The sequence below is a fragment of the Streptomyces sp. KPB2 genome, from assembly GCF_003950055.1.
In the GTDB taxonomy this organism is placed as follows: Bacteria; Actinomycetota; Actinomycetes; order Streptomycetales; family Streptomycetaceae; genus Streptomyces; species Streptomyces salinarius.
In genome coordinates, this window is sequence record NZ_CP034353.1 from 3350193 (window position 1) to 3375761 (window position 25569).

Consider the following 25569-nt stretch of genomic DNA (forward strand, 5'->3'; position numbering starts at 1 on the left):
CAGTGGCTAGGGTTCCGGCATGAGCATCATCGGGGTCGGGATCGACGTGGCCGAGGTCGAGCGGTTCGGGGCGTCGCTGGAGCGCACGCCGGCCCTGGCGGGGCGGCTCTTCGTGGCGAGCGAGTTGCTGCTGCCCAGCGGTGAGCGCCGGGGCGTCGCCTCGCTCGCCGCCCGCTTCGCGGCGAAGGAGGCGCTGGCCAAGGCGCTGGGCGCACCGGCGGGACTGCTGTGGACGGACGCCGAGGTGTACGTCGAGGACAGCGGGCGGCCCCGGCTGCGCGTGACGGGGACGGTGGCGGCGCGGGCGGCGGAGCTGGGCGTGGCGTCGTGGCACGTGTCCCTGAGCCACGACGCGGGGATCGCGTCGGCGGTGGTGATCGCCGAGGGGTAGGGGCGTCCGGCGGACCGGGCCGCGACGGACCGGCGGTCGGCGCCGAGGGGCGAGCGCGACCGGGAGCCGTCCACGGACCGGCCTCGGCGACGTCGACGGGCGAGCACGCGGCCCGTCCACAGACCGATCCCGCCGACGCCAATGGGCGAACACGCCCCGAAACCGTCCACAGACCGGCCTCGCCGGCGCTTGACGGGCGAGTACGCCCCCAGGCCGTCCACAGACCGACACCGGCGGCGTGGACGGGCGAGCACGACCCCAAGCCGTCCACAGGCGCGACGGACGAGGACGACGAACAGGCGAGACGGACAAGGCCAAGGGCGGCCGGGGGCGACGGACAAGGCGCGGGAGACGGGGCGGCGGGTGAGGCCGGGGGCGACCCCGTGGCCGAACGGGTCGGCCCCCACGGCAGCCAGTCGCGACGGACAAGGCCGGAGCAGGGGCGAGGACAAGGCCAAGGGCGGCCGGGGGCGGAGGCGACGGACGAGGCACGGGAGGCGGGGCGGCGGGTGAGGCCGGGGGCGACGGACGAGGCGCGACGGCAACCCCGTGGCCGGACGGGTCGGCCCCACGGCAGCCGGGCGCGACGGGCCATGACAGCCAGGCGTCCCGGGCCACGGCGGCCAGGCGCCCCGAGACCGTGACCGGACGGCCGGGACCCATGACCGGACGGCCGGGTCCCATGGCCGGACGGCCCGGACCCGTGACCGGACGACCCCGACCCGTGACCGGACGACCCCGACCCGTGACCGGACGGTCCGGACCCGTGGCCGCCGGGTGGGCCGCCGTAGCGTAGCCCGGTTCCGGTGTCCGTCGTGCGGTCAGTTGGCGGTCGGGCGGACCCGGATGTGCATGCGTTCGCCCTGGGCGCCGTAGAGGGCGATCCACTCCACGGGCTGGTCCCCGGCGTTGGCGATGCCGTGCGGGACGCGGGTGTCGAACTCCGCCGTCTCCCCCGCCGTCAGCACGAGGTCGTGCTCGCCGAGGGCGAGGAGGAGACGGCCGGAGAGGACGTAGAGCCACTCGTGGCCCTCGTGCGAGCCCTGCTCGGGGCGCGGTGTCCACTCGGTGCGCGGGGTGGCCGGGGCGGGGAGGATCTGTTTGTAGGCGTGCAGACCGTCGTTCGGGTTGCGGGTGAGCGGGACCCACGTCTGTCCGTGCCGGGTGAAGGGGCGGGGATGGACGCGGGGGTCGCCGGTCCGCGAACCGACGAGTTCGTCCAGCGGCAGCCGGTGCGCCCGGGCCAGCGGCAGCAGGTGCCGCAGCCCCGGCTCGCGCCGCCCCGACTCCAGCCGGGACAGGGTGCTCACGGAGATGCCGGTGACGGCGGCGAGCTGGGCCAGGGTGAGCCCGCGGGCCTGCCGGATGGCGCGCAGGCGGGTCCCGAGCGAGGTCATCACCTGTGCCGTCTCGTCGTCACCGCCGGTCATGGGACCACTGTCCCCCATCGCGCGACCCGCAGGACGGCGGGGCGGGGACCGTGCGTGTTCCCGGCGTACGGGGAAGACTCGACGGCATGCGGACTGCGTACAGCGTGGAAACGGTCAGGAACGCCGAACGGGAGCTGATGGCACGGCTGCCGGAGGGGGCGCTGATGCAACGGGCCGCGGCCGGGCTGGCCGCCGCCTGCGCCCAGCTGCTGGGCCGGGTGGCCGGGCGGGTCTACGGCAGCCGGGTGGTGCTGCTGGTCGGCAGCGGCGACAACGGCGGCGACGCCCTGTACGCGGGCGCGCGGCTGGCCCGGCGGGGCGCGGGCGTGACGGCGCTGCTGCTCGCGCCGGAGCGGGCGCACGGCGGCGGGCTGGCGGCGCTGCGCCGGGCGGGCGGCCGGACGCTGGACGCCGGGGCGGCCCCGGCCGCGGCGACGGAACGGATCGCGGGGGCCGACCTGGTCCTCGACGGCATCGTCGGGATCGGCGGCAGGGGCGGCCTGCGGAAGGAGGCCGTACCGCTGGCGGACGCGGCCGCGCGCTCCCGGGCCGCCGTGGTCGCCGTCGACCTGCCGAGCGGCGTCGACGCGGACACCGGCCGGGTCCCGGGGGACGTGGTGCGGGCCGACCTGACGGTGACGTTCGGGGCGCACAAGCCGGGGCTGCTGATCGATCCGGCGCGGGAGTACGCCGGGTCGGTGCGGCTGGTGGACATCGGCCTGCCCCTGCCCCGCGAAGGGGCGGAGCTGGAGGCGTTGCAGCACGCGGACGTGGCCCGCCTGCTGCCGGTGCCGGCGGCCGAGAGCGACAAGTACCGGCGCGGGGTCGTGGGCATCGCGGCCGGCTCGGCCCGCTACCCCGGCGCGGCCGTACTCGCCGTCGCGGGCGCGCTGCGGGGCGGGGCCGGGGCGGTGCGGTACGTCGGGCCGGCGGGGGACGCGGTGATCGCCCGCTTCCCGGAGACGCTCGTGTCCGACCGGGGGCCGCAGCGGGCGGGGCGGGTGCAGGCGTGGGTGGTCGGGCCGGGCGCCGGTGACGACGCGGCGACGGTGGCCCAGGTGCTGGCGGCGGAGGTGCCGGTGCTGATCGACGCGGACGGCCTGCGGCTGGCCGACGCGGACGCCGTACGGGCGCGCAGGGCACCGACGTTGATGACCCCGCACGCCGGGGAGGCGGCGGCGCTGCTCGGGGTGGCCCGGGAGGAGGTCGAGGGGAACCGGCTGGCCTCGGTGCGCGAACTGGCGGCGCGGTACGGCGCGACGGTGCTGCTGAAGGGCTCGACGACGCTGGTGGCCGACGCGCGGGGCGGTCCCGTCCGGGTCAACGCGACGGGGACCTCGTGGCTCGCCACGGCCGGCAGCGGGGACGTGCTGTCCGGCCTGGCGGGCTCACTGCTGGCGGCGGGCCTGTCGGCGGTGGACGCGGGGAGCGCGGGCGCCTACCTCCACGGCCTCGCGGGCCGCTTCGCGGCACAGGGCGCGCCCGCGGGAGCGCACGACGTCGCGGAGGCGATCCCGCGGGCCTGGCGGGACGTGCGGGGCGAATGAAGCCGCAGCCCTGGCGGGACGTGCCGGGCGCATGAACCCGCAGCCCTGGCGGCACGTACCGGGCGAATGAACCCGCAGCCCTGGCGGCACGTACCGGGCGCATGAACCCACAGCCCTGGCGGGACGTGCGGGGGGATTGAGACCGCGGGCCCGGGTGCGGGCCGCGCCGGTACGGTGAGCACATGACCGCCGCACCGGCCCCGGACCCGGACCTCCCGGACCTCGACGCGCTCCCCCGGGCGGAGTTCGCGTTCCCCGGTCCGCTGCGCGACCGGCTGGTCGCCGCGATCCTCGACGGTTCGAAGACCTCGACGACGGGCCTGGTCGCCGACTACGAGCACGACGGCGACCCGCTGCCGCGGCCCGGGCACCGTGCGGTGGTCGTCGACTCGTCCGGCCGCCCGGTCGCCGTCACCGAGGTGACGCAGGTCCGCGTCGTCCCGCTGGCCGAGGTGGACCTCGCCCACGCGGTCGACGAGGGCGAGGGACACACGAGCGTGGCCGAGTGGCGCGCGGACCACGAGCGGTTCTGGCACGGCGAGGAGATGCGCGCGGCGCTGGGCGATCCGGGGTTCACGGTGGACGACACGACACCGGCGGTCCTGGAACGCTTCCGGGTCGTCACCGTGCTGCCCGGCACCGGCGGCTGAGGGCCCCTGCGGGGCTACTCCACCGTCACCGACTTCGCCAGGTTGCGCGGCTGGTCCACCTCGTTGCCGCGGGCCGTCGCCAGTTCGCAGGCGAAGACCTGCAACGGCACCGTGGCCACCAGGGGTTGCAGCAGCGTCGGGGTGGCCGGGACGCGGACGAGGTGGTCGGCGTACGGGACGACCGCCTCGTCGCCCTCCTCGGCGATGACGATGGTGCGGGCGCCGCGGGCGCGGATCTCCTGGATGTTGGACACGATCTTGTCGTGCAGGACCGAGCGGCCGCGCGGGGACGGCACCACGACCACGACCGGCAGGTCCTCCTCGATCAGCGCGATCGGCCCGTGCTTCAGCTCGCCCGCCGCGAAGCCCTCGGCGTGCATGTACGCCAGCTCCTTCAGCTTGAGGGCGCCTTCGAGGGCGACGGGGTGGCCGACGTGCCGGCCGAGGAAGAGCACCGTGTTCTTGTGGGCGAGGGAGCGGGCCAGTTCCCGTACGGGGTCCATGGTCCCCAGGACCCGTTCGACGGCGCCGGAGATGCCGGACAGGTCGCGGACCACGTCGCGGATCTCGTCGCCGTACTTGGTGCCGCGCACCTGGCCCAGGTAGAGGGCGACCAGGTAGCAGGCGACGAGCTGGGTCAGGAAGGCCTTGGTGGAGGCGACGGCGACCTCGGGGCCCGCGTGGGTGTAGAGCACGGCGTCCGACTCGCGGGGGATGGTCGAGCCGTTGGTGTTGCAGATGGCGAGGACCCGGGCGCCCTGTTCGCGGGCGTGGCGCAGGGCCATCAGGGTGTCCATGGTCTCGCCGGACTGGGAGATCGCGACGACCAGGGTCTGCTGGTCGAGGATCGGGTCGCGGTAGCGGAACTCGCTGGCCAGCTCCACCTCGCAGGGGATGCGCGTCCAGTGCTCGATGGCGTACTTGGCGATGAGGCCGGCGTGGAAGGCCGTTCCGCAGGCGACGACGACGACCTTGTCGACCTCCCGGAGCACCCCGGCGGGGATGCGCACCTCGTCCAGGCTCAGCGTGCCGGAGGCGTCGATGCGGCCGAGGAGGGTGTCGGCGACGGCCTTCGGCTGCTCGGCGATCTCCTTGAGCATGAAGGAGGCGTAGCCAGCCTTCTCGGCGGCCGAGGCGTCCCAGTCGACGTGGTAGGAGCGGACGTCGGCCGGGGTGCCGTCGAAGGCGGTGACGGTGACGCCGTCCCGCCGCAGTTCGACGACCTGGTCCTGGCCCAGTTCGACGGCGTCCCGGGTGTGGGCGATGAAGGCCGCGACGTCCGAGGCGAGGAAGTACTCGCCCTCCCCCACGCCCACCACGAGCGGCGAGTTGCGGCGGGCGCCCACCACCACGTCCGGCGCGTCCGCGTGCACCGCGACCAGCGTGAACGCGCCCTCCAGCCGCCGGCACACCAGCCGCATCGCCTCGGCGAGGTCGGCGCAGGCGGAGTACTCCTCGGCGAGCAGGTGGGCGACGACCTCGGTGTCGGTCTCCGAACCCAGCGCGTGGCCGCGCTCCGCCAGCTCGGCCCGCAGCGGGGCGAAGTTCTCGATGATGCCGTTGTGGACCACGGCGACCCGGCCCGCGTTGTCGAGGTGCGGGTGGGCGTTGGCGTCGGTGGGGCCGCCGTGGGTGGCCCAGCGGGTGTGGCCGATGCCGGTGGCGGCGGACGGCAGCGGATGCTCGGACAGTTCCTTGTCGAGGTTGACGAGCTTGCCGGCCCGCTTGGCGGTGGCGAGGCCCCCGTCCGCGAGCACGGCGACGCCCGCCGAGTCGTATCCCCGGTACTCGAGCCGCTTCAGTCCGGCCATCACGACGTCGAGTGCCGACTGAGGCCCTACGTATCCCACGATTCCGCACATACGCGGCAGCCTACGAGCAAGATCGGCCGTGCAGCGATCCAGAAGGGGCCGTTCTGTGCCCGAAATCGGAAATTCCCACCGGGGTACGAACGCCGCCCGCCCGCCTCCGGTGTCTCAGCCGAGCTTGGCGACCTGGGCGTCGACGACGTCCGAGGGGACCTCGAAGTCCGCGCCGGTCATCATCGCGGAGAGGTTGACCACGCTGAAGGTGGCGAGCGTGGAGCCCTTGCGGACCGCGACGAGCTTCATGAGCCCGCTGCCGTCCCCGCCGGTGGCCACTCCGAGGTCGACGGTGAGCCCCTCGTCACCGGCCTTGAGGCGCTCCACGCCGCTCACTTCGGTGACCCGCATCCTGTCGCTGCCCACGGTCGTCTCGAAGCCGCCCGCGCACTTCTCGACGGCCGTCTTCAGCCCCGCCATCGCCTGCTCGGCGCCGCCGTCCGCGTAGGAGGCGACGTTCAGCAGGATCTTGTTCACGTCGACGTCGGTCATGTCCTGGCCGTCCGGGCCCTTGCTCTCGGAGGGCGACTCCGTCTGCCCCTGCCAGGAGCGCTGCACGTCCGCCGCCGGCTCGCCCTGGGCCAGGGCACCCTGGACGTGGACGAGCGGCAGACAGGCCTTGTCGTCCGTCGAGATCTCGCTCTTGGCCACCTGGTCGTCCGCCGACAGCTCGGTGGCGACCTCGCCGTTCTTCACGTCGGACTGGGCGAGGGCGACCTTCTCCAGCTCGGCGGCGGTCAGCGCCTTGCCCGCGGGGGCGGACTGGCCGGCGTCGCCCGCCGGGGCGGACTGCTCCGCCTTCGCCTTGTCGTCACCGGCCCCGCCGTCGTCGTCCGAGGAGCCGCCGCAGGCGGTGGCGAGCAGGGCCAGGGCGGCGGCGGACGCCGCGAGGGCTGTACGGCGGACAGCGGTCGAACTCACGTCGGCACTCTTTCGTCGGATGCGCGTGGGGACGTGGCCGGGTCGGGCCGCGTCCGATCGCGTCGGAGTCTGGGGAGTCGCGTCGACACCGGCGTTCGGATCCGGTCGACTTTGCCCGCACCTTACCCACGGCAATCGCACGTACGATCGAAACTGGCCGGCCGAGACCCGACCGTGATCTCCCCGGGGCGTGACGCACCCCACCTGCCGCCCCGTTCGTACTCCGTTAACAATGGACTGTGATCTCTCCGGTCCCCTCGATATCCCGGAGCGCCCACCGGCAGCGGCCGGAGGCGACTCCCTACGTCGACCTCACCCGCCCCGAGTGGAGCGCGCTGCGCGACAAGACGCCGCTGCCGCTGACCGCCGAGGAGGTCGAGAAGCTGCGCGGTCTCGGCGACGTCATCGACCTCGACGAGGTGCGGGACATCTACCTCCCGCTCTCCCGGCTGCTCAACCTCTACGTCGGCGCCACCGACGGCCTGCGCGGCGCGCTGAACACCTTCCTCGGCGAGCAGGGCTCCCAGTCCGGCACCCCCTTCGTCATAGGGGTCGCCGGCTCGGTCGCGGTCGGCAAGTCCACCGTCGCCCGCCTGCTCCAGGCGCTGCTGTCGCGCTGGCCCGAGCACCCGCGCGTGGAGCTGGTCACCACCGACGGCTTCCTGCTGCCGACGCGGGAGCTGGAGGCGCGCGGCCTCATGTCGCGGAAAGGTTTCCCCGAGTCCTACGACCGCCGGGCGCTGACCCGGTTCGTCGCCGACATCAAGGCGGGCAAGGCGGAGGTGACCGCGCCGGTCTACTCCCACCTCATCTACGACATCGTCCCGGACCAGCGGCTGGTGGTCCGCCGCCCCGACATCCTGATCGTCGAGGGCCTGAACGTGCTCCAGCCCGCGCTGCCCGGCAAGGACGGCCGCACCAGGGTCGGGCTGGCCGACTACTTCGACTTCAGCGTGTACGTCGACGCGCGCACCGAGGACATCGAGCGCTGGTACCTCAACCGCTTCCGCAAGCTGCGCGCGACCGCCTTCCAGAACCCGTCCTCGTACTTCCGCAAGTACACGCAGGTGTCGGAGGAGGAGGCCCTCGACTACGCCCGCACCACCTGGCGCACCATCAACAAGCCCAACCTGGTGGAGAACGTGGCCCCCACCCGGGGCCGGGCCACCCTGGTGCTGCGCAAGGGACCCGACCACAAGGTGCAGCGCCTGAGCCTGCGCAAGCTGTGAGCCCGGCCCCGGCCGTCCGCGCCGGTCAGGGGGCGGGGCTGTAGGTGAGTTCCTTGACCGGGTCGGTGAAGGAGTCCTCGACCGCCTGCTGGTGCTCCGGATCCACCTCGGGCGTGCTCTCGGGGCGCGGGTGGGGCGTGTCGAGCGCGTCCTGTATCCGGGCGGCCATGTCGGATCCCGACCCGGACCCGGACCCGCTGCCCGTCGCGGCGGAACCCCCCGCCGCCGACCCGTCGCGCGCCGCCGCCCCCGTCGAAGTGCCCTCCTGCCCCCGGGCCGGTGCGGAGACGGTGGCCGAACCGGCGCCCAGCGCCGCGGCCTTCCACTCCCGCGCCCGGGACACGGCCTCGCGCACGGCCTCCTGGTACGCCGCTTCCCGCTGTGCGTCCCAGACGGCGAGTTCCTGTGCGGCGGCCTGCCGCGTCACCGCCACGGCCGCCGCCGCCCGGCCCCCGTCCCACGGCAGAGCGGCGCCGGTCGCGGCGACGGCCGTACCGCTCGTCGCCGCCCAGACGAACGCCACCGACAGCGCGGTTCGCGCCCGCATACGACTCCGGCTCATCACCAGGCCCCTCTCACCTCGGCCAATGCGCCCTGAACAGTAGCGTTCGCAGATCTCCTGATGATCACGGACCGGTGGCGTCGAGGCCGCTCCTGTCGCACCGATCAGACGCGCCGCCCCGCATGGCTACGCTGCCGCCATGCTGCATCTGCGCCTGATCACCCCGGCCGACCGCACCGACGAGGTGGTCCGCATGATCGACCGTACGGTCGGCACCACCCACCTCGTCGTCCTGCCGGGCGCCGCCCGCGAACCCGAGGGCGACGTCGTCATGTGCGACGTGGCCCGCGAGGCCGGTGACGAACTCATCAGCCGCCTGCGGGCGTTGGACCTCGAAAGCTGTGGCGCCATCACCGCCGAGAACATCGACCTGTCGCTGTCCGAGCGGGCCGACCGGGCGGAGCGGGACGCGCCCGGCGAGGCCGCCGACGCCGTGCTGTGGGAGCAGTTGGAGGAGGCGACCCACGAGGAGTCGACGCTCTCCATCACCTACGTCGCCTTCATCACGCTGGCCACGATGATCGCGGCCTGCGGTGTGGTCCTCGACAACGCGATCCTGATCGTGGGCGCGATGGCGGTCGGCCCCGAGTTCGGCCCCCTCGCCGGGATCTGCACGGCGATCGTCCAGAAGGCACCGCGCCTCGCCCTGCGTTCCCTGATCGCCCTGCTGGTGGGCTTCGCGGCGGCGATGGCGGTGACGGTGGGCTTCAGCTGGATCATGGACGGGTTCGGCCTGTTCAGCGAGGGCCGACTGGAGGGCGACCGGCCCAACACCGGTTTCGTCTACGCCCCGGACGCCTTCTCCTTCGTGGTGGCGATCCTCGCCGGCATCGCGGGCACGCTGTCCCTCACCTCGGCGAAGTCCGGCGCCCTGGTGGGTGTCGCCATCTCGGTCACCACGGTGCCGGCCGCCGCGAACGCGGCCGTGGCCCTGAGCTTCGGCGACACGAAGCAGACGGTGGGCTCCACCGAACAACTCCTGCTCAACCTGGCAGGCATCGTGGTCGCCGGAACCGTCACGCTGCTGGCCCAGAAGGCTTTGTGGTCAACCCAACGCAACCGACTGACCAAACCTGACAACGCCGGGTGAGGAAACCCGCCCAAGGGGCGCGGGGAACTGCGCGACCAGCCACAACGAACCCGCAGCCCGCATCACACAGCACCCCCACCTCGAACCCGGCGCAGAAAACTACCCCAGCGCGGACTTCACCGAATCGGCCAGCCGCCCCGCCACAGCCCGAGCCTGCTCGATGTCCGCCGCCTCCACCATCACCCGCACAAGAGGCTCCGTCCCGGAGGGACGCAACAGCACCCGCCCGGTGCTGCCAAGCTCCCGCTCCGCCTCCGCAACCGCCGTGGCCAGCTCGGCAGAGCTCGTCACCCGCGACTTGTCCACATCCGGCACATTGACCAGCACCTGCGGCAGCCGCTCCATCACGGACGCCAGGTCCCGCAGCGAACGGCCGGTCTGCGCGACCCGCGCCGCCAGCATCAGGCCGGTCAGCGTGCCGTCACCGGTCGTGGCGTGGTCGAGGATGATGACGTGCCCGGACTGCTCGCCGCCCAGGGCGTAGCCGTGCTCCTTCATCTCCTCCAGGACGTACCGGTCGCCGACCGAGGTCGCCACGAACCGGATGCCCTCGCGCTCCATGGCGAGCTTGAAGCCCAGGTTGGACATGACGGTCGCGACGACGGTGTCCGAGCGCAGCGCCTCCCGCTCCCGCATCGCGAGCGCGAGCACGGCGAGGATCTGGTCGCCGTCGACCTCCGCACCGGTGTGGTCCACGGCCAGGCAGCGGTCGGCGTCGCCGTCGTGGGCGATGCCGAGGTCGGCGCCGTGCTCGACGACGGCGGCCTTGAGCAGGTCGAGGTGGGTGGAGCCGCAGCCGTCGTTGATGTTGAGGCCGTCGGGCACCGCGCCGATGGTGACCAGTTCGGCGCCGGCCCGCGCGAACGCCTCCGGGGAGACCCGGGAGGCCGCGCCGTGCGCCTCGTCCAGGACGATCTTCAGCCCGTCGAGACGGTTCGGCAGGACGCCGACGAGGTGGGCGACGTACTGGTCGAGCCCCTCGTCGTAGTCGCGGACGCGGCCGACACCGGCGCCGGTCGGGCGGTCCCAGGGGGCGCCGGTGCGATGCTCGGCGTAGACGGACTCGATGCGGTCCTCCAGCTCGTCGGCGAGCTTGTGGCCGCCGCGGGCGAAGAACTTGATGCCGTTGTCGGGCATGGCGTTGTGGCTGGCGGACAGCATCACGCCGAGGTCGGCGCCGAGCGCGCCGGTGAGGTGGGCCACCGCGGGCGTCGGCAGCACGCCGACCCGCAGCACGTCCACGCCGGCGCTGGCCAGGCCCGCGACCACGGCGGCCTCCAGGAACTCCCCGGAGGCGCGCGGGTCCCGGCCGACCACCGCGGTCGCGCGGTGCCCGGCGAAGGTGCCCGCCTCGGCCAGTACGTGCGCCGCGGCGACGGAGAGGCCGAGCGCCAGCTCGGCCGTCAGATCCGCGTTGGCGACACCGCGCACACCGTCCGTGCCGAAGAGTCGTCCCACTTGTCCTCCTGAGGAAACGTCAATTCCGGAAGCGGCTGGCGATGAGTGCGGCCCACGCAGCGGCCCACGCAGTCGGCTCCCGAAGGCCCGGGCGCGCGGCGCCCGACCATCGATCACATAAGCCTTAGAACGTCTTGTGCCGTTATACGCCCAACGGCAGGGATAAACGAATGCCCCGGCAGCACAGTGGCGTGCCGCCGGGGCGTTCGGAGTACAGCCGGACCAGCCGGTACGACTTAGCGCTTGCTGTACTGCGGAGCCTTGCGGGCCTTCTTCAGACCGGCCTTCTTCCGCTCGACCGCACGGTCGTCACGGGTCAGGTAGCCGGCCTTCTTGAGGGGGCCGCGGTTGTTGTCGACGTCGGCCTCGTTCAGCGCACGCGCGACACCGAGACGGAGCGCACCGGCCTGACCGGAGACGCCGCCGCCCGAGATGCGGGCGATGACGTCGTAGCGGTTGTCGAGCTCGAGCACCTTGAAGGGCTCGTTGACTTCCTGCTGGTGCACCTTGTTCGGGAAGTAGTCCTCGAGCGTGCGCCCGTTGACCTTCCACTTGCCGGTGCCCGGGACGATCCGGACACGGGCGATGGCGTTCTTGCGGCGGCCCAGGCCGGCGGCCGGCTGGGGCTCACCGAACGCGGAGGCCAGGGACTCCGAGGTGTACTCGCCCTCGACGGGGACCTCGGACTCGGTGGTGTAGCTGTCGATGTCAAGCTCTTCGAGCGGCTGCTCGGCAGTGGTCTCGGCCACGATGCTCCTCAGATTCTCTTCAGTCTTAGGGGGTGGCCGGACTTACTGCGCGACCTGGGTGATCTCGAACGGCTGCGGCTGCTGCGCGCCGTGCGGGTGCTGGTCACCCTTGTAGACCTTCAGCTTCGAGAGCATCTGACGGCCCAGGGAGTTCTTCGGGAGCATGCCCTTGACGGCCTTCTCGATGGCCTTCTCCGGGTTCTTGTCGAGCAGCTCGTCGTAGCGCACGGAGCGCAGGCCGCCCGGGTACCCGGAGTGGCGGTACGCCATCTTCTGGGTCCGCTTGTTGCCGGAGAGGTGCACCTTGTCGGCGTTGATGATGATGACGAAGTCACCAGCGTCGACGTGCGGCGCGTAGATCGGCTTGTGCTTGCCGCGCAGCAGCGTGGCGGCGGTGGTGGCGAGACGACCCAGGACGACGTCCTGAGCGTCGATGACGTGCCACTGGCGCGTCACATCGCCGGGCTTGGGGCTGTACGTACGCACGGTTCGTAGCCTTCGCTTCTTCAGTGAGTGGTCCTGACATGGTCACCGAAGACGATCACGACAGCCCTGACCGCACCGCGGTGACGCATACCGCGTGCAGGTCGCTGGTCATCGGTCCCGGTGGACCGGTGTAAGGGCCCCTCACGTGAGAATGAGCAAGCCAATACACATACAGCTGTGCAGAATACCCGGGCCCCGGCGGCCCGGTCAAAACGGGGCCGCGGGGGCGCGCTCGGGCTCCGGCGCCCGGCCCGGCGGCACCCGTCCCCCGGCGCCCGCCGCACCGGTCCCGGTCTGCCGGGCGACCGTCACCGCCAGCACACACAGCGTGAACGCGTCCCGGAAGGCCCGCCGCCGCTCCCCCTCCAGCCAGGGCCAGGTCAGCCCCGGCACCTGGGGCACCAGGGCGATCCAGAACCACACCCCGCGGGCCACCGACCCGGCGTACGGCAGCCCGGCGAGCAGCAGCGGCAGGGCGACCAGGAGGTAGTGGTCGTAGGACGGCCGGGAGACCAGGAACGCGGAGAGCATCAGCCCCGCGCCGGTCTCCGCCAGCCGCAGCGGCCCGGGGTCGGCGCGCCGCCAGCGCCGGTACGCGCAGAGCACCCCGGCGCACGCCGCGGCCACCGCGAGCCCCTGCGCGAGCGCCGGCGGCACCCCGAGCCGGGGCAGCACGGCCGCCGGGGAGGCCTCGTAGAGCCGTACGAAGCCGTCGTCGCCGTGCAGCAGGAAGGGCAGGGTGCGGGTGAAGAAGCCCGCCGGGTCTGGCATCGCCAGCGCCGCCGCGGCGGAGGCCAGCGCGGGCACCAGAACGGCGGCGGCCAGGGCCCGCCACCGCCCGGCGAAGACGAAGAGCAGGACGACCGGCGCGAGCAGCGGTTTGAGCGCCACGGCCGCCCCGATGACGACCCCCGCCCCGGTCCAGCGCCCCCGGCTCGCCAGCAGCAGGGCCAGCGGCAGCGCCACCGTCGCCGTCACCGTCCAGTTGCCGAGCCGCACCAGGTGCCCGAACGGCGCGAAGCCCAGCGCGAGCCCGGTCAGCCCGAGGGCCGCGAGCCGGCTGCCCAGCGGCACCCGGTGCAGCCGCAGCGCACAGGCCCAGGCCAGCGCGAGCAGGGCCGTCACCGCGCACGGCACCAGCACCCGCAGGACGGCCCCGGGCAGCAGCGCCTGCGGCACGGCGGCCAGGACGGCGCTCGGCAGATAGAGGAAGTGCGGATCGTCGTACGGGGAGCCGCCGGCCAGCCAGGTGCGGGCGGCCCGCACGACGATCGCGTTGTCCATCCCACCGTCCGGGGCCGCCCGCGCCGCATGCACGGCGGACGCCGCCAGCACCGTCACGAGCACCGCCCACAGATGCCCTCCCGCCGGCCGCACCAACCACCCGGAGATGTCGCTTTTGCCCGTCCGCATGGACGGAACGCTAGGCCCTGCGGCCCCCAAGTCCCGGCACCAGCACGCCCATAGGCACGTCTAAGATGCCGCCCATGAGCTTTGGGCAGGGGGGACCTCAGTCGCAGTGGGATCCCTGGACACCGCAATCGCAGCAGCAGCCGCAGCAGCCGCAGTCGCAGCAGCCCTGGAACAGCGGGAACAGTGACAACACCCCGGACTGGGCCGCCCTCGCCGAGGCCTCCGAGGCCCGTGCCAAGCGGCGCCGGCTGCTCTTCATCGGCGGCGGCGCGCTGGCCACCGTGGCGATAGCCGGGGCCGTGGCGGTGGCCGTCGTCTCGGCGAACGGTTCCGGCCAGGCCTCCGACGGCCCCTCCTCGCAGCTCCCCTCGACGGCGGACATACCCAGCGCCACGGCCACCCAGCCGTCCTTCGCCCCGACCAGCGCGCCGCCGCCGCTGGACCCGAAGGACTTCGTCTCCAGCGCCAAGAAGGACAAGGCCCCGCTCAGCCCGGACCTGCTCTTCCCCGGCACCCAGCTGACCATGGGCGAGACGGTGTACAAGAAGGGCCCGACGGCCGACACCCGCACCTGCGGCTCCGCCGCCCAGGGCACCCTGCCGAAGGTCCTCGACACCAACAAGTGCACGCGCCTGCTCCGCGTCACCTACACCAAGGGCGACACCGCCGTGACCGTCGGCGTGGCCGTCTTCGACACGGAGGCACAGGCTTCGAAGGCGAAGAAGGACGCCGACAAGGAGAGCATCGTGCGCTCGCTGTCCGGCGGCGGCGTCAAGTCCTTCTGCACCGGCGCCATCTGCCGCTCCACCACCAACTCCTACGGCCGCTACGCCTACTTCACCGTCGCCGGTTTCACGGACGGCAAGAACGTCACGGAGAAGTCCACCGGGGTGTTCCGGGCCGGCGACGACCTGGCCGAGTTCGCCTTCCGGCAGATCCGCCGGCGCGGCGAGGCCCAGGCATCGGCGGCGGCGGAGGGCTGACGGCCCGCCTCAGCAGCAGCCGGCCCCCGGCAGCGACCGCTTGTTGCGCGCCTCCTTGTTCCGGGCCGCCAGCAGCTCGTCGGCCGGGTAGCCGACCTCCTCCAGGGTCAGCCCGTGCGGCCGCACGACGTGCACGGCGGAGTCCCGTACGCCCGCGGCGAGCACCTTCGCCGGCCAGTCGGGCGTACGGTGCCCGTCGCCGACGAACAGCAGCGCCCCGATGAGCGAGCGCACCATGTTGTGGCAGAAGGCGTCGGCGCGCACGGTCGCGGTGACGATCCCGTCCTCGCCCCGCACGAGACTCAGCTCCTGCAGCGTCCGGATGGTGGTGGCCCCCTCCCGCTTCTTGCAGTAGGCGGCGAAGTCGTGCTCGCCCAGCAGTCCGCGGGCGGCCTCGTTCATGGCGTCCACGTCGAGGGGCCAGTCGTGCCACAGCACGTGTCCGCGCAGCAGCGGGTCGACGCCGCCGGGATTGTCGGTGACCCGGTAGGCGTAGCGCCGCCAGACCGCCGAGAACCGGGCGTTGAAGCCGCTCGGCGCCTCCCTGAGCGCCCACACCCGCACGTCCCTGGGCAGCCGCCCCGCGAGCCGCTTGAGCAGCTTCACGTGGTGCTCGGCCCACACCTCGCGCGGCAGATCGACGTGCGCGACCTGCCCCCGCGCGTGCACGCCGGCGTCGGTCCGCCCCGCCACGGTCAGCTCGTACGTCTCCCGCGACCGCGTCACGGTCCGCAACGCGTCCTCGATCTCCCCCTGCACGGTCCGCCGCCCCCCGGCCTGCTTGGCCCACCCGGAGAACTCGCTCCCGTCATAGGAGAGATCGAGACGGACACGGACATGACCGGGCTGCACTTCGTCACTCACCCAGAAATCCTCTCACCCACACGAAAGCGGGCCCGCCCCTCGAAAGGAACGGACCCGCCAACGCCCTGCTTTCAAGGGGCGCGGGGCACTGCGCGACTAGCCACGACGAAGGCCGCAGCCGCGATCGCACAGCCACCCGGCAGAACGCTTACGCGTCCTTGGACTCCTCGGCCGCAGCCTCGTCGTCGGCCTTGGTCGTGTCGACCTTGGCCTCGGCAGCCTCGGTGCCCTCGGCATCCTTGGCGGCACGCTTCGTCGCGGCCTCGGCCTCGCCGGTGGCCTGCTGCGCCACGGTCAGCGCCTCGACCAGCTCGATGACGGCCATGGGCGCGTTGTCGCCACGGCGGTTACCGATCTTGGTGATCCGGGTGTAGCCACCGGGACGGTTCTCGTAGCGCGGGCCGATCTCGGTGAAGAGCGTGTGGACGATGCTCTTGTCCGTGATCACCTGGAGCACCTGACGGCGGTTGTGAAGGTCGCCCTTCTTCGCCTTGGTGACCAGCCGCTCGGCGTACGGACGCAGCTTGCGCGCCTTCGCCTCGGTGGTGGTGATGCGGCCGTGCTCGAAGAGGCTCTTCGCCAGGTTCGCGAGGAGCAGCTTCTCGTGCGCGGCACTGCCGCCCAGACGGGCACCCTTGGTGGGCTTCGGCATGATGTTTCTCCTAGGTGTCTGCCCCGGCCGTATCAGGTACCGGAGTCAGTATCCGAGCAGGCGGCCGCCTGTCGGAGATCCGGGGCGCCTTGCAAGCACCCCGGAGGGTCCGCGCCCCAGAGGGGCGCGGGGAACTGCGCGACCAGCCACAGCCGACCGGCAGCCGAAAACGAACCGTCGAACCCGAGCTCTTAGTACTGCTCGGTCTCGACAAAGCCCGCGTCCGCGTCGTCGTCGGCGCCAAACGCGTCCGCCGCGGCGGTCGGGTCGAACCCGGGAGGCGAGTCCTTCAGCGCGAGGCCCATGCCCGCGAGCTTGGCCTTGACCTCGTCGATCGACTTCGCACCGAAGTTGCGGATGTCGAGCAGGTCGGCCTCGGAACGAGCCACGAGCTCACCCACGGAGTGGATGCCCTCGCGCTTGAGGCAGTTGTACGACCGAACGGTGAGCTCCAGCTCCTCGATCGGCAGCGCCAGATCGGCGGCCAGCGCGGCGTCCGTCGGGGACGGACCCATGTCGATGCCCTCGGCGTCGATGTTCAGCTCGCGGGCGAGACCGAACAGCTCGACCAGGGTCTTGCCGGCGGAAGCCATGGCGTCGCGGGGACGCATGGCCTGCTTGGTCTCGACGTCGACGATCAGCTTGTCGAAGTCGGTGCGCTGCTCGACACGCGTGGCCTCGACCTTGTACGTGACCTTGAGAACCGGCGAGTAGATCGAGTCGACCGGGATACGGCCGATCTCCTGGCCCACCTGCTTGTTCTGCACGGCCGAGACGTAGCCGCGACCGCGCTCGACGGTCAGCTCCATCTCCAGCTTGCCCTTGGCGTTGAGCGTGGCCAGGACGAGGTCGGGGTTGTGCACCTCGACACCGGCCGGGGGCGCGATGTCGGCGGCGGTGACCAGACCCGGGCCCTGCTTGCGCAGGTACATCACGACGGGCTCGTCGTGCTCCGAGGAGACGACCAGCTGCTTGATGTTGAGGATCAGGTCGGTGACGTCCTCCTTGACGCCCGGCACGGTGGTGAACTCGTGCAGGACACCGTCGATGCGGATGCTGGTGACAGCAGCGCCGGGGATCGACGAGAGGAGGGTGCGGCGGAGGGAGTTGCCGAGGGTGTAGCCGAAGCCCGGCTCCAGCGGCTCGATGACGAACCGGGAGCGGAACTCGTCGACGACCTCTTCGGTCAACGAGGGACGCTGAGCGATCAGCATGTGGTGATCCTTCAGTCAGGGGCGCCCGCTATTTGACGCCCGACTAGTACTGCAAGGGTACGGGCGATACGACCCTAAAGAGCCGTACCGCCCGGAAAACCCTGGTGAAGCGCTGAAGCGAGATCAGACGCGACGACGCTTCGGCGGACGGCAGCCGTGCTGCGACATGTGGGGGATAACCCCCACACCCCCAGCCGACAGCCGAGCCGCAGTGAACCGGCTCGTCAGACGCGACGACGCTTCGGCGGACGGCAGCCGTTGTGCGGGGTGGGCGTGACGTCCTGGATGGAGCCGACCTCGAGGCCGGTCGCCTGCAGGGAGCGGATGGCGGTCTCACGACCGGAACCCGGGCCCTTGACGAAGACGTCGACCTTGCGCATGCCGTGCTCCTGCGCGCGGCGGGCAGCCGACTCGGCGGCCATCTGCGCGGCGAACGGCGTGGACTTCCGGGAGCCCTTGAAGCCGACGTGGCCGGCGGAGGCCCAGGAGATCACGTTGCCGGTCGGGTCCGTGATGGACACGATCGTGTTGTTGAACGTGCTCTTGATGTGCGCGTGGCCGTGAGCGACGTTCTTCTTTTCCTTGCGGCGCACCTTCTTGGTCGCGCCCTGACGTCCCTTGGGGGGCATGTCGTTCTCCTACGGGAGGTGGTCGGTCCTACAGCGAAGACCGCTGGACGGCGAGTCCGCTGCGGACTACTTCTTGCCCGGCTTCTTCTTGCCGGCGATGGCGCGACGCGGGCCCTTGCGGGTGCGGGCGTTCGTGCTGGTGCGCTGACCGCGGACGGGCAGACCGCGACGGTGACGGAGACCCTGGTAGGTACCGATCTCGACCTTGCGGCGGATGTCGGCCTGGATCTCGCGACGGAGGTCACCCTCGGTCTTGATGTTGTTGTCGACGTACTCGCGGATCGCGACGAGCTGCTCCTCGGAGAGGTCCCGAACACGGGTGTTCGGGTCCACGCCGGTGGCGGCGAGCGTCTGCTGCGAGAGGGTCCGGCCGATGCCGAACACGTAGGTGAGGGCGATCTCCACGCGCTTTTCGCGCGGGATGTCAACACCGGAAACGCGTGCCATTCAATGGCTCCAGTTGATTGTCGGAGGTCTTCCACAGAACCGGCTCCCAGCCGCCGTATGAGGTACGAACCGGGTCCCCGGCCTCCGAACCGGGGGTGTCGGGCGATCGCTCGCCCGGGTCCTGCGTATGAACATGTTCAGCTCGCGTCGCGCGAAGTCATGCGAATCGCGGAGGGAACGGTCAGGCGTCAGCCCTGGCGCTGCTTGTGGCGCGGGTTGTCGCAGATGACCATGACCCGACCGTGACGGCGGATCACCCTGCACTTGTCGCAGATCTTCTTGACGCTCGGCTTGACCTTCATGGGTGTGAGGTTCTCCGGGTCAGTTGCCGGCGGACCCGCGCGCGGGGCGCACGGGGCGTGGGCAAGATCTACTTGTACCGGTAGACGATCCGGCCACGCGTCAGGTCGTACGGAGACAGCTCCACCACGACCCGGTCGTCAGGGAGGATGCGGATGTAGTGCATGCGCATCTTGCCGCTGATGTGTGCCAGGACCTGGTGGCCGTTCTGGAGCTCCACCTTGAACATGGCGTTCGGAAGAGACTCGACGACAGTGCCTTCGATCTCGATGGCACCTTGCTTCTTGGCCACGCTTCGCCCTTCGAATCGACTACCTTGATCGGCTCCTGTGGGCGGTGCATCCCCGGGGCGAACCACCGGACATGCGGGCACACGTGAGCCGACGAGTCAGTCTACGTCAGCGACCCCGGAAAGGCGAAACGAGGAAGTCTGCCCCGGATACGAGATCGTTATGCAGGGGGCTCAGGCCAGCGGGTCCGGGGCCGCGGTGATCCCCAGCTCCGCCAGCTTGGCCCTGCCGCCGTCCGGGGCGGTCAGGACCAGGGGACCCTGCTCGGTCAGGGCCACCGAGTGCTCCCAGTGGGAGGACCAGGTGCCGTCCGTGGTGATGACCGTCCAGTCGTCGGAGAGGACCTCGGTGCGGGGGGTGCCGAGGGAGACCATCGGCTCGATGGCGAGGCAGAAGCCGGGGACGAGCTTCGGGCCCTTGCCGCGCTTGCGGTCGACGTAGTTCAGCAGGTGCGGGTCCATGTGCATCTCGGTGCCGATGCCGTGGCCGCCGTAGTCCTCGATGATCCCGTACTTGCCGCCGCCGGGCTTGGGCTGGCGGCGGATGTAGGTCTCGATGGCGCGGGAGACGTCCACCAGGCGGTTGCCCTGCTTCATGGCCGCGATGCCCGCCCACATGGACTCCTCGGTCACCCGGGAGAGCTCGACCAGCTCCGGGGAGTGACCGGAGCCGACGAAGGCCGTGTAGGCGGCGTCGCCGTGCCAGCCGTCGATGATCGCGCCGCAGTCGATGGAGATGATGTCGCCGTCCTTGAGGACCACGTCGTCGGACGGGATGCCGTGGACGACGACCTCGTTCACCGAGGTGCAGATGGTGGCGGGGAAGCCGCCGTACCCGAGGAAGTTCGGCTTGGCGTCGTGCTCCGCGAGGACCTTGCGGGCGACCTGGTCCAGGTCCCTGGTCGTGGCGCCGGGCACGGCGGCCTCGCGGGTGGCCGCGTGGATGGCGGCGACGACCAGCCCCGCCTCGCGCATCTTGGCGATCTGCTCGGGGTTCTTGATCTGCACCATGGGGGCTGCGGCCTTTCTGGACCGGGGGGTCGGGGGAACGGTTCCAACGATACGGGGCGGGGGCCACCCCCACCGCACAGCACAGCCGCGGGCCCCGGGCGGGGACCGCGGCTGCAGCCGGAGTCGAGAACTACTGGTCGCGCTTGAGCGCCTCCAGCGCACGGCGGGTGACCTCGTCCACGGGGCCCGTCGCCGCGATGGTGGCGACCAGACCCTGCGACTTGTAGTAGTCGATGATCGGCTCGGTCTGCGTGTGGTAGACCTCCAGCCGCTTGCGGACCGTCTCCTCGGAGTCGTCGTCCCGCTGGTACAGCTCGCCGCCGCAGACGTCGCAGACGCCTTCCTTCTTCGGCGGGGTGTACGTCACGTGGAAGACGTGGGCCGAGTCGTTGCGGCAGACGCGCCGGCCGGCGATGCGCTTGACGACCTCGTCCTCCGGGGCCTCCAGGTCCAGCACCGCGTCGAGCTTCATGTCCTCGGTCTCGAGCAGCTCGTCCAGTGCCTCGGCCTGGGAGACGTTGCGCGGGAAACCGTCCAGCAGGAAGCCGCCCTCGGCGTCGGGCTGCTCCATGCGGTCCTTCGCCATGGCGATGGTGACCTCGTCCGGCACGAGATTGCCGGCGTCCATGTAGGACTTCGCGAGCTTGCCCAGTTCGGTCTGCTGGCTGATGTTCGCGCGGAACAGGTCACCCGTGGAGATGTGCGGAATGTGCAGCGTCTCGGCAAGGCGGGTGGCCTGCGTTCCCTTTCCGGCACCCGGAGGCCCGACGAGGACGATTCGCATCAGCGGAGGAACCCTTCGTAATTGCGCTGCTGGAGCTGGCTCTCGATCTGCTTCACCGTCTCGAGACCGACACCCACGATGATCAGGATGCTGGTGCCGCCGAACGGGAAGTTCTGGTTTGCCCCGAAACCAGCCAACGCCATTGTCGGGACGAGAGCGATCAGACCCAAGTACAGCGAACCCGGCCAGGTGATCCGGTTGAGTACGTAGCTCAGATACTCAGCGGTCGGTCGGCCAGCCCGGATGCCCGGGATGAAGCCACCATACTTCTTCATGTTGTCCGCGACTTCCTCGGGGTTGAACGAGATGGCCACGTAGAAGAAGGCGAAGAAGACGATCAGGAAGAAGTACAGGATGATGTGCGGCGTCGCCGCGGTGTCCGCGAGGTTCTTCTGGATCCAGACGGCCCAGCCCGATGTCGAGCCGGAGAACTGGACGATCAGCGCCGGGATGTAGAGCAGCGACGAGGCGAAGATGACGGGGATGACGCCCGCCTGGTTCACCTTGAGCGGGATGTACGTCGACGTACCGCCGTAGGAACGGCGGCCGATCATGCGCTTCGCGTACTGCACCGGGATGCGGCGCTGGGCCTGCTCCACGAAGACGACCAGGCCGACCATGACGAAGCCGACCAGCAGGACGGTGCCGAACTCGATCCAGCCGCCCGCCAGGTCGCCCGAGGTCTTGATGGCCCACAGGGCGGAGGGGAAGGTCGCGGCGATCGAGATGAACATCAGGATCGACATGCCGTTGCCGATGCCGCGGTCGGTGATCAGCTCGCCGAGCCACATGACGACGGCCGTACCGGCGGTCATGCAGATCACCATGACGATGGTGGTGAAGATCGCCTGGTCGGGCACGATCTGGCCGGCGACGGTGCAGCCGGAGAACAGGGCGCCGCTGCGGGCGGTGGCCACCAGGCCGGTGCCCTGGAGGATGGCGAGCGCGACGGTCAGGTAGCGGGTGTACTGCGTGATCTTCGCCGTGCCGGCCTGGCCCTCCTTCTTGAGGGCTTCCAGGCGCGGGATCACGACGGTCAGCAGCTGAAGAATGATGCTCGCCGTGATGTACGGCATGATGCCGAGCGCGAAGACCGTGATCTGCAGCAGGGCGCCACCGCTGAACATGTTGACCAGGCCGAAGAGGCCCTGGTTGCCGGACGCCTGGTCCACACACTCCTGGACGTTCTTGTAGTCGACGCCTGGAATGGGGATGTGGGTACCGAGCCGGTACACCACGATGATGCCGAGCGTGAAGAACAGCTTCTTGCGCAGGTCGGGCGTCTTGAACGCCCGGGCGAACGCGGTAAGCACGGTGCCTCCTGCGACCCCCGCGCTACTGCGTCAAGGGTGACGGTCTTGAGGTTCGACTGACGACTGATAAGTGGACGGCTAAGTGGGTAACGCTGAACCGCCGCCCAGAGTGCCTCATGTGAGACACCCGTGAAAGAGGGCAGCGCAGGCCACCTTACCGGCGGGACCTATGCCCTTGGAACGACCAACCGGGGATACCCCTTTTGTGGGGCATCCCCGGTTGGGATCGCTCAAGTCATCGAGACGCCTGATGGGTTCAGACGAGCTCGGTGACGGTACCGCCGGCGGCGGTGATCTTCTCCTTGGCGGAGCCGGAGACGGCGTCGACCGTCACCTGCAGCGCCACGGAGATCTCGCCCTGGCCGAGGACCTTGACGAGGCTGTTCTTGCGAACGGCACCCTTGGCCACCAGGCCCTCGACGGTGACCTCGCCACCCTCGGGGTACAGCGCGGCCAGCTTGTCGAGGTTCACGACCTGGAACTCGGTCTTGAACGGGTTCTTGAAGCCCTTCAGCTTCGGAAGGCGCATATGGAGGGGCATCTGGCCACCCTCGAAGCGCTCCGGAACCTGGTAACGGGCCTTCGTACCCTTCGTACCACGACCGGCCGTCTTACCCTTCGACGCCTCACCACGACCGACACGGGTCTTGGCGGTCTTGGCGCCCGGGGCGGGACGGAGGTTGTGGATCTTGAGCGGGTTCTGCTCCGCCATGATCAGTCGACCTCCTCGACCGTCACGAGGTGGCGGACGGTGTGCACCATGCCGCGGAACTCGGGGCGGTCCTCCTTGACGACCTGCGTGTTGATCCCCTTGAGACCAAGGGAACGCAGGGTGTCACGGTGGTTCTGCTTGCTGCCGATGTAGGACTTGACCTGCGTAATCTTGAGCTGCGCCATGATTACGCACCCGCCCCGGCACGCGCACGGAGAAGAGCCGCGGGGGCGACGTCCTCGAGCGGCAGACCACGGCGGGCCGCGATCTCCTCGGGACGCTGCAGGCCCTTGAGGGCCTCCACGGTCGCGTGCACGATGTTGATCTGGTTGTCGGAGCCGAGCGACTTCGACAGCACGTCGTGGATACCGGCGCACTCGAGCACGGCGCGCACCGGACCACCGGCGATCACACCGGTACCGGGGGACGCGGGCTTGAGCAGCACGACGCCGGCAGCCTTCTCACCCTGGATGGGGTGCGGGATGGTGCCCTGGATGCGGGGGACCTTGAAGAAGTGCTTCTTGGCCTCCTCAACGCCCTTGGCGATGGCGGCCGGCACCTCCTTGGCCTTGCCGTATCCGACACCCACGGTGCCGTCACCGTCGCCCACCACGACCAGCGCGGTGAAGCTGAAGCGACGACCACCCTTCACAACCTTGGCGACGCGGTTGATCGCGACGACGCGCTCAACGTAAGCGGTCTTCTCGGCGGCACCTGCGCCACCGTCACGGCCCTTCCGGTCCCGCCGCTCGCCGCCACCGGCACCGCTGCCGCGGCGCTGGGGTCCAGCCATTGGAATTACCTCTCTCTGTTTCCGCTAGCGTTACGGAACCGGCTCAGAACTTCAGACCGGCTTCGCGGGCGGCGTCCGCCAGGGCGGCGATGCGCCCGGCGTACTGGTTGCCACCACGGTCGAACACGACGGCCTCGATGCCGGCGGCCTTGGCGCGCTCGGCGACCAGGGCGCCGACCTGCTTGGCCTGCGCGGACTTGTCGGCCTCGCCGCCGCGGATCGACGTGTCCAGGGTGGACGCCGACGCAAGGGTGTGACCCTTGATGTCGTCGATCACCTGGGCGACGATGTGGCGGTTCGAGCGGGTAACGACCAGACGGGGACGCTCCGCCGTACCCGAGAGATTCTTGCGAATCCGGATGTGGCGGCGCTTGATCGCGGCGCGCTTGTAGGCGTCGCCCTTGAGGATCTTCTGTCCGTATGCCATGGCTTACTTACCCGCCTTTCCGACCTTGCGGCGGATGACTTCGCCCTCGTACTTGACGCCCTTGGCCTTGTACGGGTCGGGCTTGCGCAGCTTGCGGATGTTGGCCGCAACCTCGCCGACCTTCTGCTTGTCGATGCCCTCGACCGAGAAGTGGGTCGGGTTCTCCACCTTGAAGGTGATTCCCTCGGGGGCCTCGACGAGGATCGGGTGGCTGTAGCCGAGGGAGAACTCCAGGTTCGAACCCTTGGCGAGCACGCGGTAACCGACACCGCTGATCTCGAGCTTCTTCACGTAACCCTGGGTCACGCCGGTGATCATGTTCGCCACCAGCGTGCGGGACAGGCCGTGCAGGGCCTTGCTCTGACGCTCGTCGTTGGGGCGGGTGACGTTCAGAACGCCGTCCTCACCCTTGGCGATGTCGATCGGCGCCACGACGGTGTGGGTCAGCGTGCCCTTGGGGCCCTTGACCGAGACCGTACGGCCGTCGATGGTGACGTCCACGCCGGCGGGAACCGCGATGGGGAGCTTGCCGATGCGCGACATAGCTGTTTCCTCCGTTCCCTTCCGTTACCAGACGTAGGCGAGGACTTCTCCGCCTACGCCCTTCTTGCCGGCCTGCTTGTCGGTGAGGAGCCCGTGGGACGTGGAGATGATCGCCACGCCGAGGCCGCCCAGCACCTTGGGCAGGTTGGTGGACTTCGCGTAAACCCGGAGACCGGGCTTGGAGATCCGCTTGATGCCCGCGATGGAGCGCTCACGGTTCGGGCCGAACTTCAGCTCGAGGACGAGGTTCTTGCCGACCTCGGCGTCCTCGGTCTTCCAGCCCGTGATGAAGCCCTCCTGCTGGAGGATCTCCGCGATGTGAGACTTGATCTTGGACGCCGGCATCGTCACGGAGTCGTGGTACGCCGAGTTCGCGTTCCGCAGACGCGTAAGCATGTCTGCGATCGGATCAGTCATGGTCATGAATTGGCCTTCGGCCTCTCTCGCCGGGGTTTCCTGGTGCGCCATCCCTCTCCCCGATCCGAGACGGGACGGGTGCGGCGCGGTGGACCTACGGCGTAGTAAGTCGTACGGGCGCGGCAGACGCCCAACCCCGCAAGCCTACGGCATGCGGAGGCGGGCCTCTGCCGACCCAGATGCTTACCGAGAGTCTGAATAACCCGGGATTACCGGATTACCAGGAGCTCTTGGTCACGCCCGGCAGCTCGCCACGGTGAGCCATCTCACGAAGGCACACGCGGCACAGGCCGAACTTGCGGTAGACGGAGTGCGGACGGCCGCAGCGCTGGCAGCGCGTGTAGCCGCGGACACCGAACTTGGGCTTACGAGCAGCCTTGGCAATCAGAGCCTTCTTCGCCAT

The 25569-nt window shown here is 70.7% G+C and carries 31 protein-coding genes; 6 read left to right on the forward strand and 25 right to left on the reverse strand.

Features of this window, described 5'->3' with window-relative positions:
* Positions 1-19: 19 nt before the first annotated feature.
* Positions 20-391: a holo-ACP synthase gene (locus D1J63_RS14555; protein WP_102929651.1), complete on the forward strand. Its 372-nt coding sequence runs from the start codon at positions 20-22 to the stop codon at positions 389-391.
* Between the two features lie 821 nt (positions 392-1212).
* Here D1J63_RS14555 and D1J63_RS14560 read toward each other — a convergent pair.
* Positions 1213-1821 (reverse strand): XRE family transcriptional regulator, encoded by a 609-nt coding sequence (locus D1J63_RS14560; protein ID WP_125629208.1) that lies wholly within the window; start codon positions 1819-1821, stop codon positions 1213-1215.
* Positions 1822-1907: 86 nt separating this feature from the next.
* On the opposite strand from D1J63_RS14560, the gene D1J63_RS14565 reads away from it, so the two are divergent.
* Positions 1908-3368: an NAD(P)H-hydrate dehydratase gene (locus D1J63_RS14565; protein ID WP_125629209.1), complete on the forward strand. Its 1461-nt coding sequence runs from the start codon at positions 1908-1910 to the stop codon at positions 3366-3368.
* Positions 3369-3550: 182 nt separating this feature from the next.
* Positions 3551-4018 carry an ASCH domain-containing protein gene (locus D1J63_RS14570; protein WP_125629210.1) on the forward strand — a complete coding sequence of 156 codons (468 nt, stop codon included), beginning with the start codon at positions 3551-3553 and terminating at the stop codon, positions 4016-4018.
* Positions 4019-4032: 14 nt separating this feature from the next.
* Here the strand turns inward: D1J63_RS14570 and glmS are convergent, their stop codons facing one another.
* Positions 4033-5880 carry a glutamine--fructose-6-phosphate transaminase (isomerizing) gene (gene glmS, locus D1J63_RS14575; protein ID WP_102929295.1) on the reverse strand — a complete coding sequence of 616 codons (1848 nt, stop codon included), beginning with the start codon at positions 5878-5880 and terminating at the stop codon, positions 4033-4035.
* A gap of 114 nt (positions 5881-5994) precedes the next feature.
* Entirely contained in the window at positions 5995-6801 is an 807-nt protein-coding gene (locus D1J63_RS14580; protein WP_125629211.1) for a hypothetical protein, read from the reverse strand.
* 239 nt (positions 6802-7040) lie between these two features.
* Between D1J63_RS14580 and coaA the strand changes: the two genes are divergently transcribed.
* A complete protein-coding gene (gene coaA / locus D1J63_RS14585; protein ID WP_061443013.1) occupies positions 7041-8030 on the forward strand; it encodes a type I pantothenate kinase in 990 nt (329 codons plus the stop codon).
* A gap of 25 nt (positions 8031-8055) precedes the next feature.
* On the opposite strand, the gene D1J63_RS14590 is transcribed toward coaA, so the two are convergent.
* Complete coding sequence (locus D1J63_RS14590; RefSeq protein WP_125629212.1) at positions 8056-8577, reverse strand: hypothetical protein; 522 nt, start codon at positions 8575-8577, stop codon at positions 8056-8058.
* 154 nt (positions 8578-8731) lie between these two features.
* Between D1J63_RS14590 and D1J63_RS14595 the strand changes: the two genes are divergently transcribed.
* Positions 8732-9682 carry a DUF389 domain-containing protein gene (locus D1J63_RS14595; protein ID WP_125629213.1) on the forward strand — a complete coding sequence of 317 codons (951 nt, stop codon included), beginning with the start codon at positions 8732-8734 and terminating at the stop codon, positions 9680-9682.
* Positions 9683-9781: 99 nt separating this feature from the next.
* Here the strand turns inward: D1J63_RS14595 and glmM are convergent, their stop codons facing one another.
* The 4 genes from glmM to D1J63_RS14615 form a co-directional block, all read right to left on the reverse strand.
* Positions 9782-11140 (reverse strand): phosphoglucosamine mutase, encoded by a 1359-nt coding sequence (glmM, locus tag D1J63_RS14600; protein WP_125629214.1) that lies wholly within the window; start codon positions 11138-11140, stop codon positions 9782-9784.
* 236 nt (positions 11141-11376) lie between these two features.
* Positions 11377-11889, reverse strand: coding sequence for a 30S ribosomal protein S9 (gene rpsI / locus D1J63_RS14605; protein WP_061443016.1), 513 nt, complete (start codon positions 11887-11889; stop codon positions 11377-11379).
* Positions 11890-11931: 42 nt separating this feature from the next.
* A complete protein-coding gene (rplM, locus tag D1J63_RS14610) occupies positions 11932-12375 on the reverse strand; it encodes a 50S ribosomal protein L13 (protein WP_019329618.1) in 444 nt (147 codons plus the stop codon).
* 207 nt (positions 12376-12582) lie between these two features.
* Positions 12583-13788, reverse strand: coding sequence for a glycosyltransferase family 87 protein (locus D1J63_RS14615; protein ID WP_241235565.1), 1206 nt, complete (start codon positions 13786-13788; stop codon positions 12583-12585).
* Between the two features lie 74 nt (positions 13789-13862).
* Between D1J63_RS14615 and D1J63_RS14620 the strand changes: the two genes are divergently transcribed.
* On the forward strand, positions 13863-14771 hold the full coding sequence (locus D1J63_RS14620) for a hypothetical protein (protein ID WP_125629216.1): 909 nt from the start codon (positions 13863-13865) through the stop codon (positions 14769-14771).
* A gap of 9 nt (positions 14772-14780) precedes the next feature.
* Here the strand turns inward: D1J63_RS14620 and truA are convergent, their stop codons facing one another.
* The 17 genes from truA to D1J63_RS14710 form a co-directional block, all read right to left on the reverse strand.
* Positions 14781-15635, reverse strand: a complete 855-nt coding sequence (gene truA, locus D1J63_RS14625; RefSeq protein ID WP_125629217.1) for a tRNA pseudouridine(38-40) synthase TruA — start codon at positions 15633-15635, stop codon at positions 14781-14783.
* A 148-nt stretch (positions 15636-15783) separates the two neighbouring features.
* Positions 15784-16287, reverse strand: coding sequence for a 50S ribosomal protein L17 (gene rplQ / locus D1J63_RS14630; protein WP_125629218.1), 504 nt, complete (start codon positions 16285-16287; stop codon positions 15784-15786).
* Between the two features lie 191 nt (positions 16288-16478).
* Entirely contained in the window at positions 16479-17501 is a 1023-nt protein-coding gene (locus D1J63_RS14635; RefSeq protein WP_004946635.1) for a DNA-directed RNA polymerase subunit alpha, read from the reverse strand.
* Positions 17502-17725: 224 nt separating this feature from the next.
* Complete coding sequence (gene rpsK / locus D1J63_RS14640; RefSeq protein ID WP_007443997.1) at positions 17726-18130, reverse strand: 30S ribosomal protein S11; 405 nt, start codon at positions 18128-18130, stop codon at positions 17726-17728.
* A 66-nt stretch (positions 18131-18196) separates the two neighbouring features.
* On the reverse strand, positions 18197-18577 hold the full coding sequence (rpsM, locus tag D1J63_RS14645; RefSeq protein WP_004984507.1) for a 30S ribosomal protein S13: 381 nt from the start codon (positions 18575-18577) through the stop codon (positions 18197-18199).
* 188 nt (positions 18578-18765) lie between these two features.
* Positions 18766-18879 carry a 50S ribosomal protein L36 gene (gene rpmJ, locus D1J63_RS14650; RefSeq protein ID WP_003974245.1) on the reverse strand — a complete coding sequence of 38 codons (114 nt, stop codon included), beginning with the start codon at positions 18877-18879 and terminating at the stop codon, positions 18766-18768.
* A gap of 68 nt (positions 18880-18947) precedes the next feature.
* Entirely contained in the window at positions 18948-19169 is a 222-nt protein-coding gene (infA, locus tag D1J63_RS14655) for a translation initiation factor IF-1 (RefSeq protein ID WP_003948620.1), read from the reverse strand.
* 171 nt (positions 19170-19340) lie between these two features.
* Positions 19341-20177, reverse strand: a complete 837-nt coding sequence (gene map / locus D1J63_RS14660; RefSeq protein WP_102929062.1) for a type I methionyl aminopeptidase — start codon at positions 20175-20177, stop codon at positions 19341-19343.
* A 130-nt stretch (positions 20178-20307) separates the two neighbouring features.
* Positions 20308-20961, reverse strand: coding sequence for an adenylate kinase (locus D1J63_RS14665; RefSeq protein ID WP_003974247.1), 654 nt, complete (start codon positions 20959-20961; stop codon positions 20308-20310).
* On the reverse strand, positions 20961-22274 hold the full coding sequence (secY, locus tag D1J63_RS14670) for a preprotein translocase subunit SecY (protein ID WP_125629219.1): 1314 nt from the start codon (positions 22272-22274) through the stop codon (positions 20961-20963). The genes D1J63_RS14665 and secY overlap by 1 nt, the downstream gene beginning before the upstream one ends.
* A gap of 256 nt (positions 22275-22530) precedes the next feature.
* Positions 22531-22986 (reverse strand): 50S ribosomal protein L15, encoded by a 456-nt coding sequence (gene rplO, locus D1J63_RS14675; RefSeq protein ID WP_023547373.1) that lies wholly within the window; start codon positions 22984-22986, stop codon positions 22531-22533.
* Between the two features lie 2 nt (positions 22987-22988).
* Complete coding sequence (gene rpmD / locus D1J63_RS14680; RefSeq protein WP_003974250.1) at positions 22989-23171, reverse strand: 50S ribosomal protein L30; 183 nt, start codon at positions 23169-23171, stop codon at positions 22989-22991.
* A gap of 2 nt (positions 23172-23173) precedes the next feature.
* The gene (gene rpsE / locus D1J63_RS14685) at positions 23174-23779 is read right to left on the reverse strand and encodes a 30S ribosomal protein S5 (protein ID WP_003974251.1); all 606 of its coding nucleotides are present in this window, start codon (positions 23777-23779) and stop codon (positions 23174-23176) included.
* 43 nt (positions 23780-23822) lie between these two features.
* Entirely contained in the window at positions 23823-24206 is a 384-nt protein-coding gene (rplR, locus tag D1J63_RS14690; RefSeq protein ID WP_052839849.1) for a 50S ribosomal protein L18, read from the reverse strand.
* Between the two features lie 3 nt (positions 24207-24209).
* The gene (gene rplF, locus D1J63_RS14695; RefSeq protein WP_030145478.1) at positions 24210-24749 is read right to left on the reverse strand and encodes a 50S ribosomal protein L6; all 540 of its coding nucleotides are present in this window, start codon (positions 24747-24749) and stop codon (positions 24210-24212) included.
* A 24-nt stretch (positions 24750-24773) separates the two neighbouring features.
* Complete coding sequence (gene rpsH / locus D1J63_RS14700; RefSeq protein ID WP_026248232.1) at positions 24774-25172, reverse strand: 30S ribosomal protein S8; 399 nt, start codon at positions 25170-25172, stop codon at positions 24774-24776.
* Positions 25173-25383: 211 nt separating this feature from the next.
* Positions 25384-25569: a type Z 30S ribosomal protein S14 gene (locus tag D1J63_RS14710; protein WP_003948630.1), complete on the reverse strand. Its 186-nt coding sequence runs from the start codon at positions 25567-25569 to the stop codon at positions 25384-25386.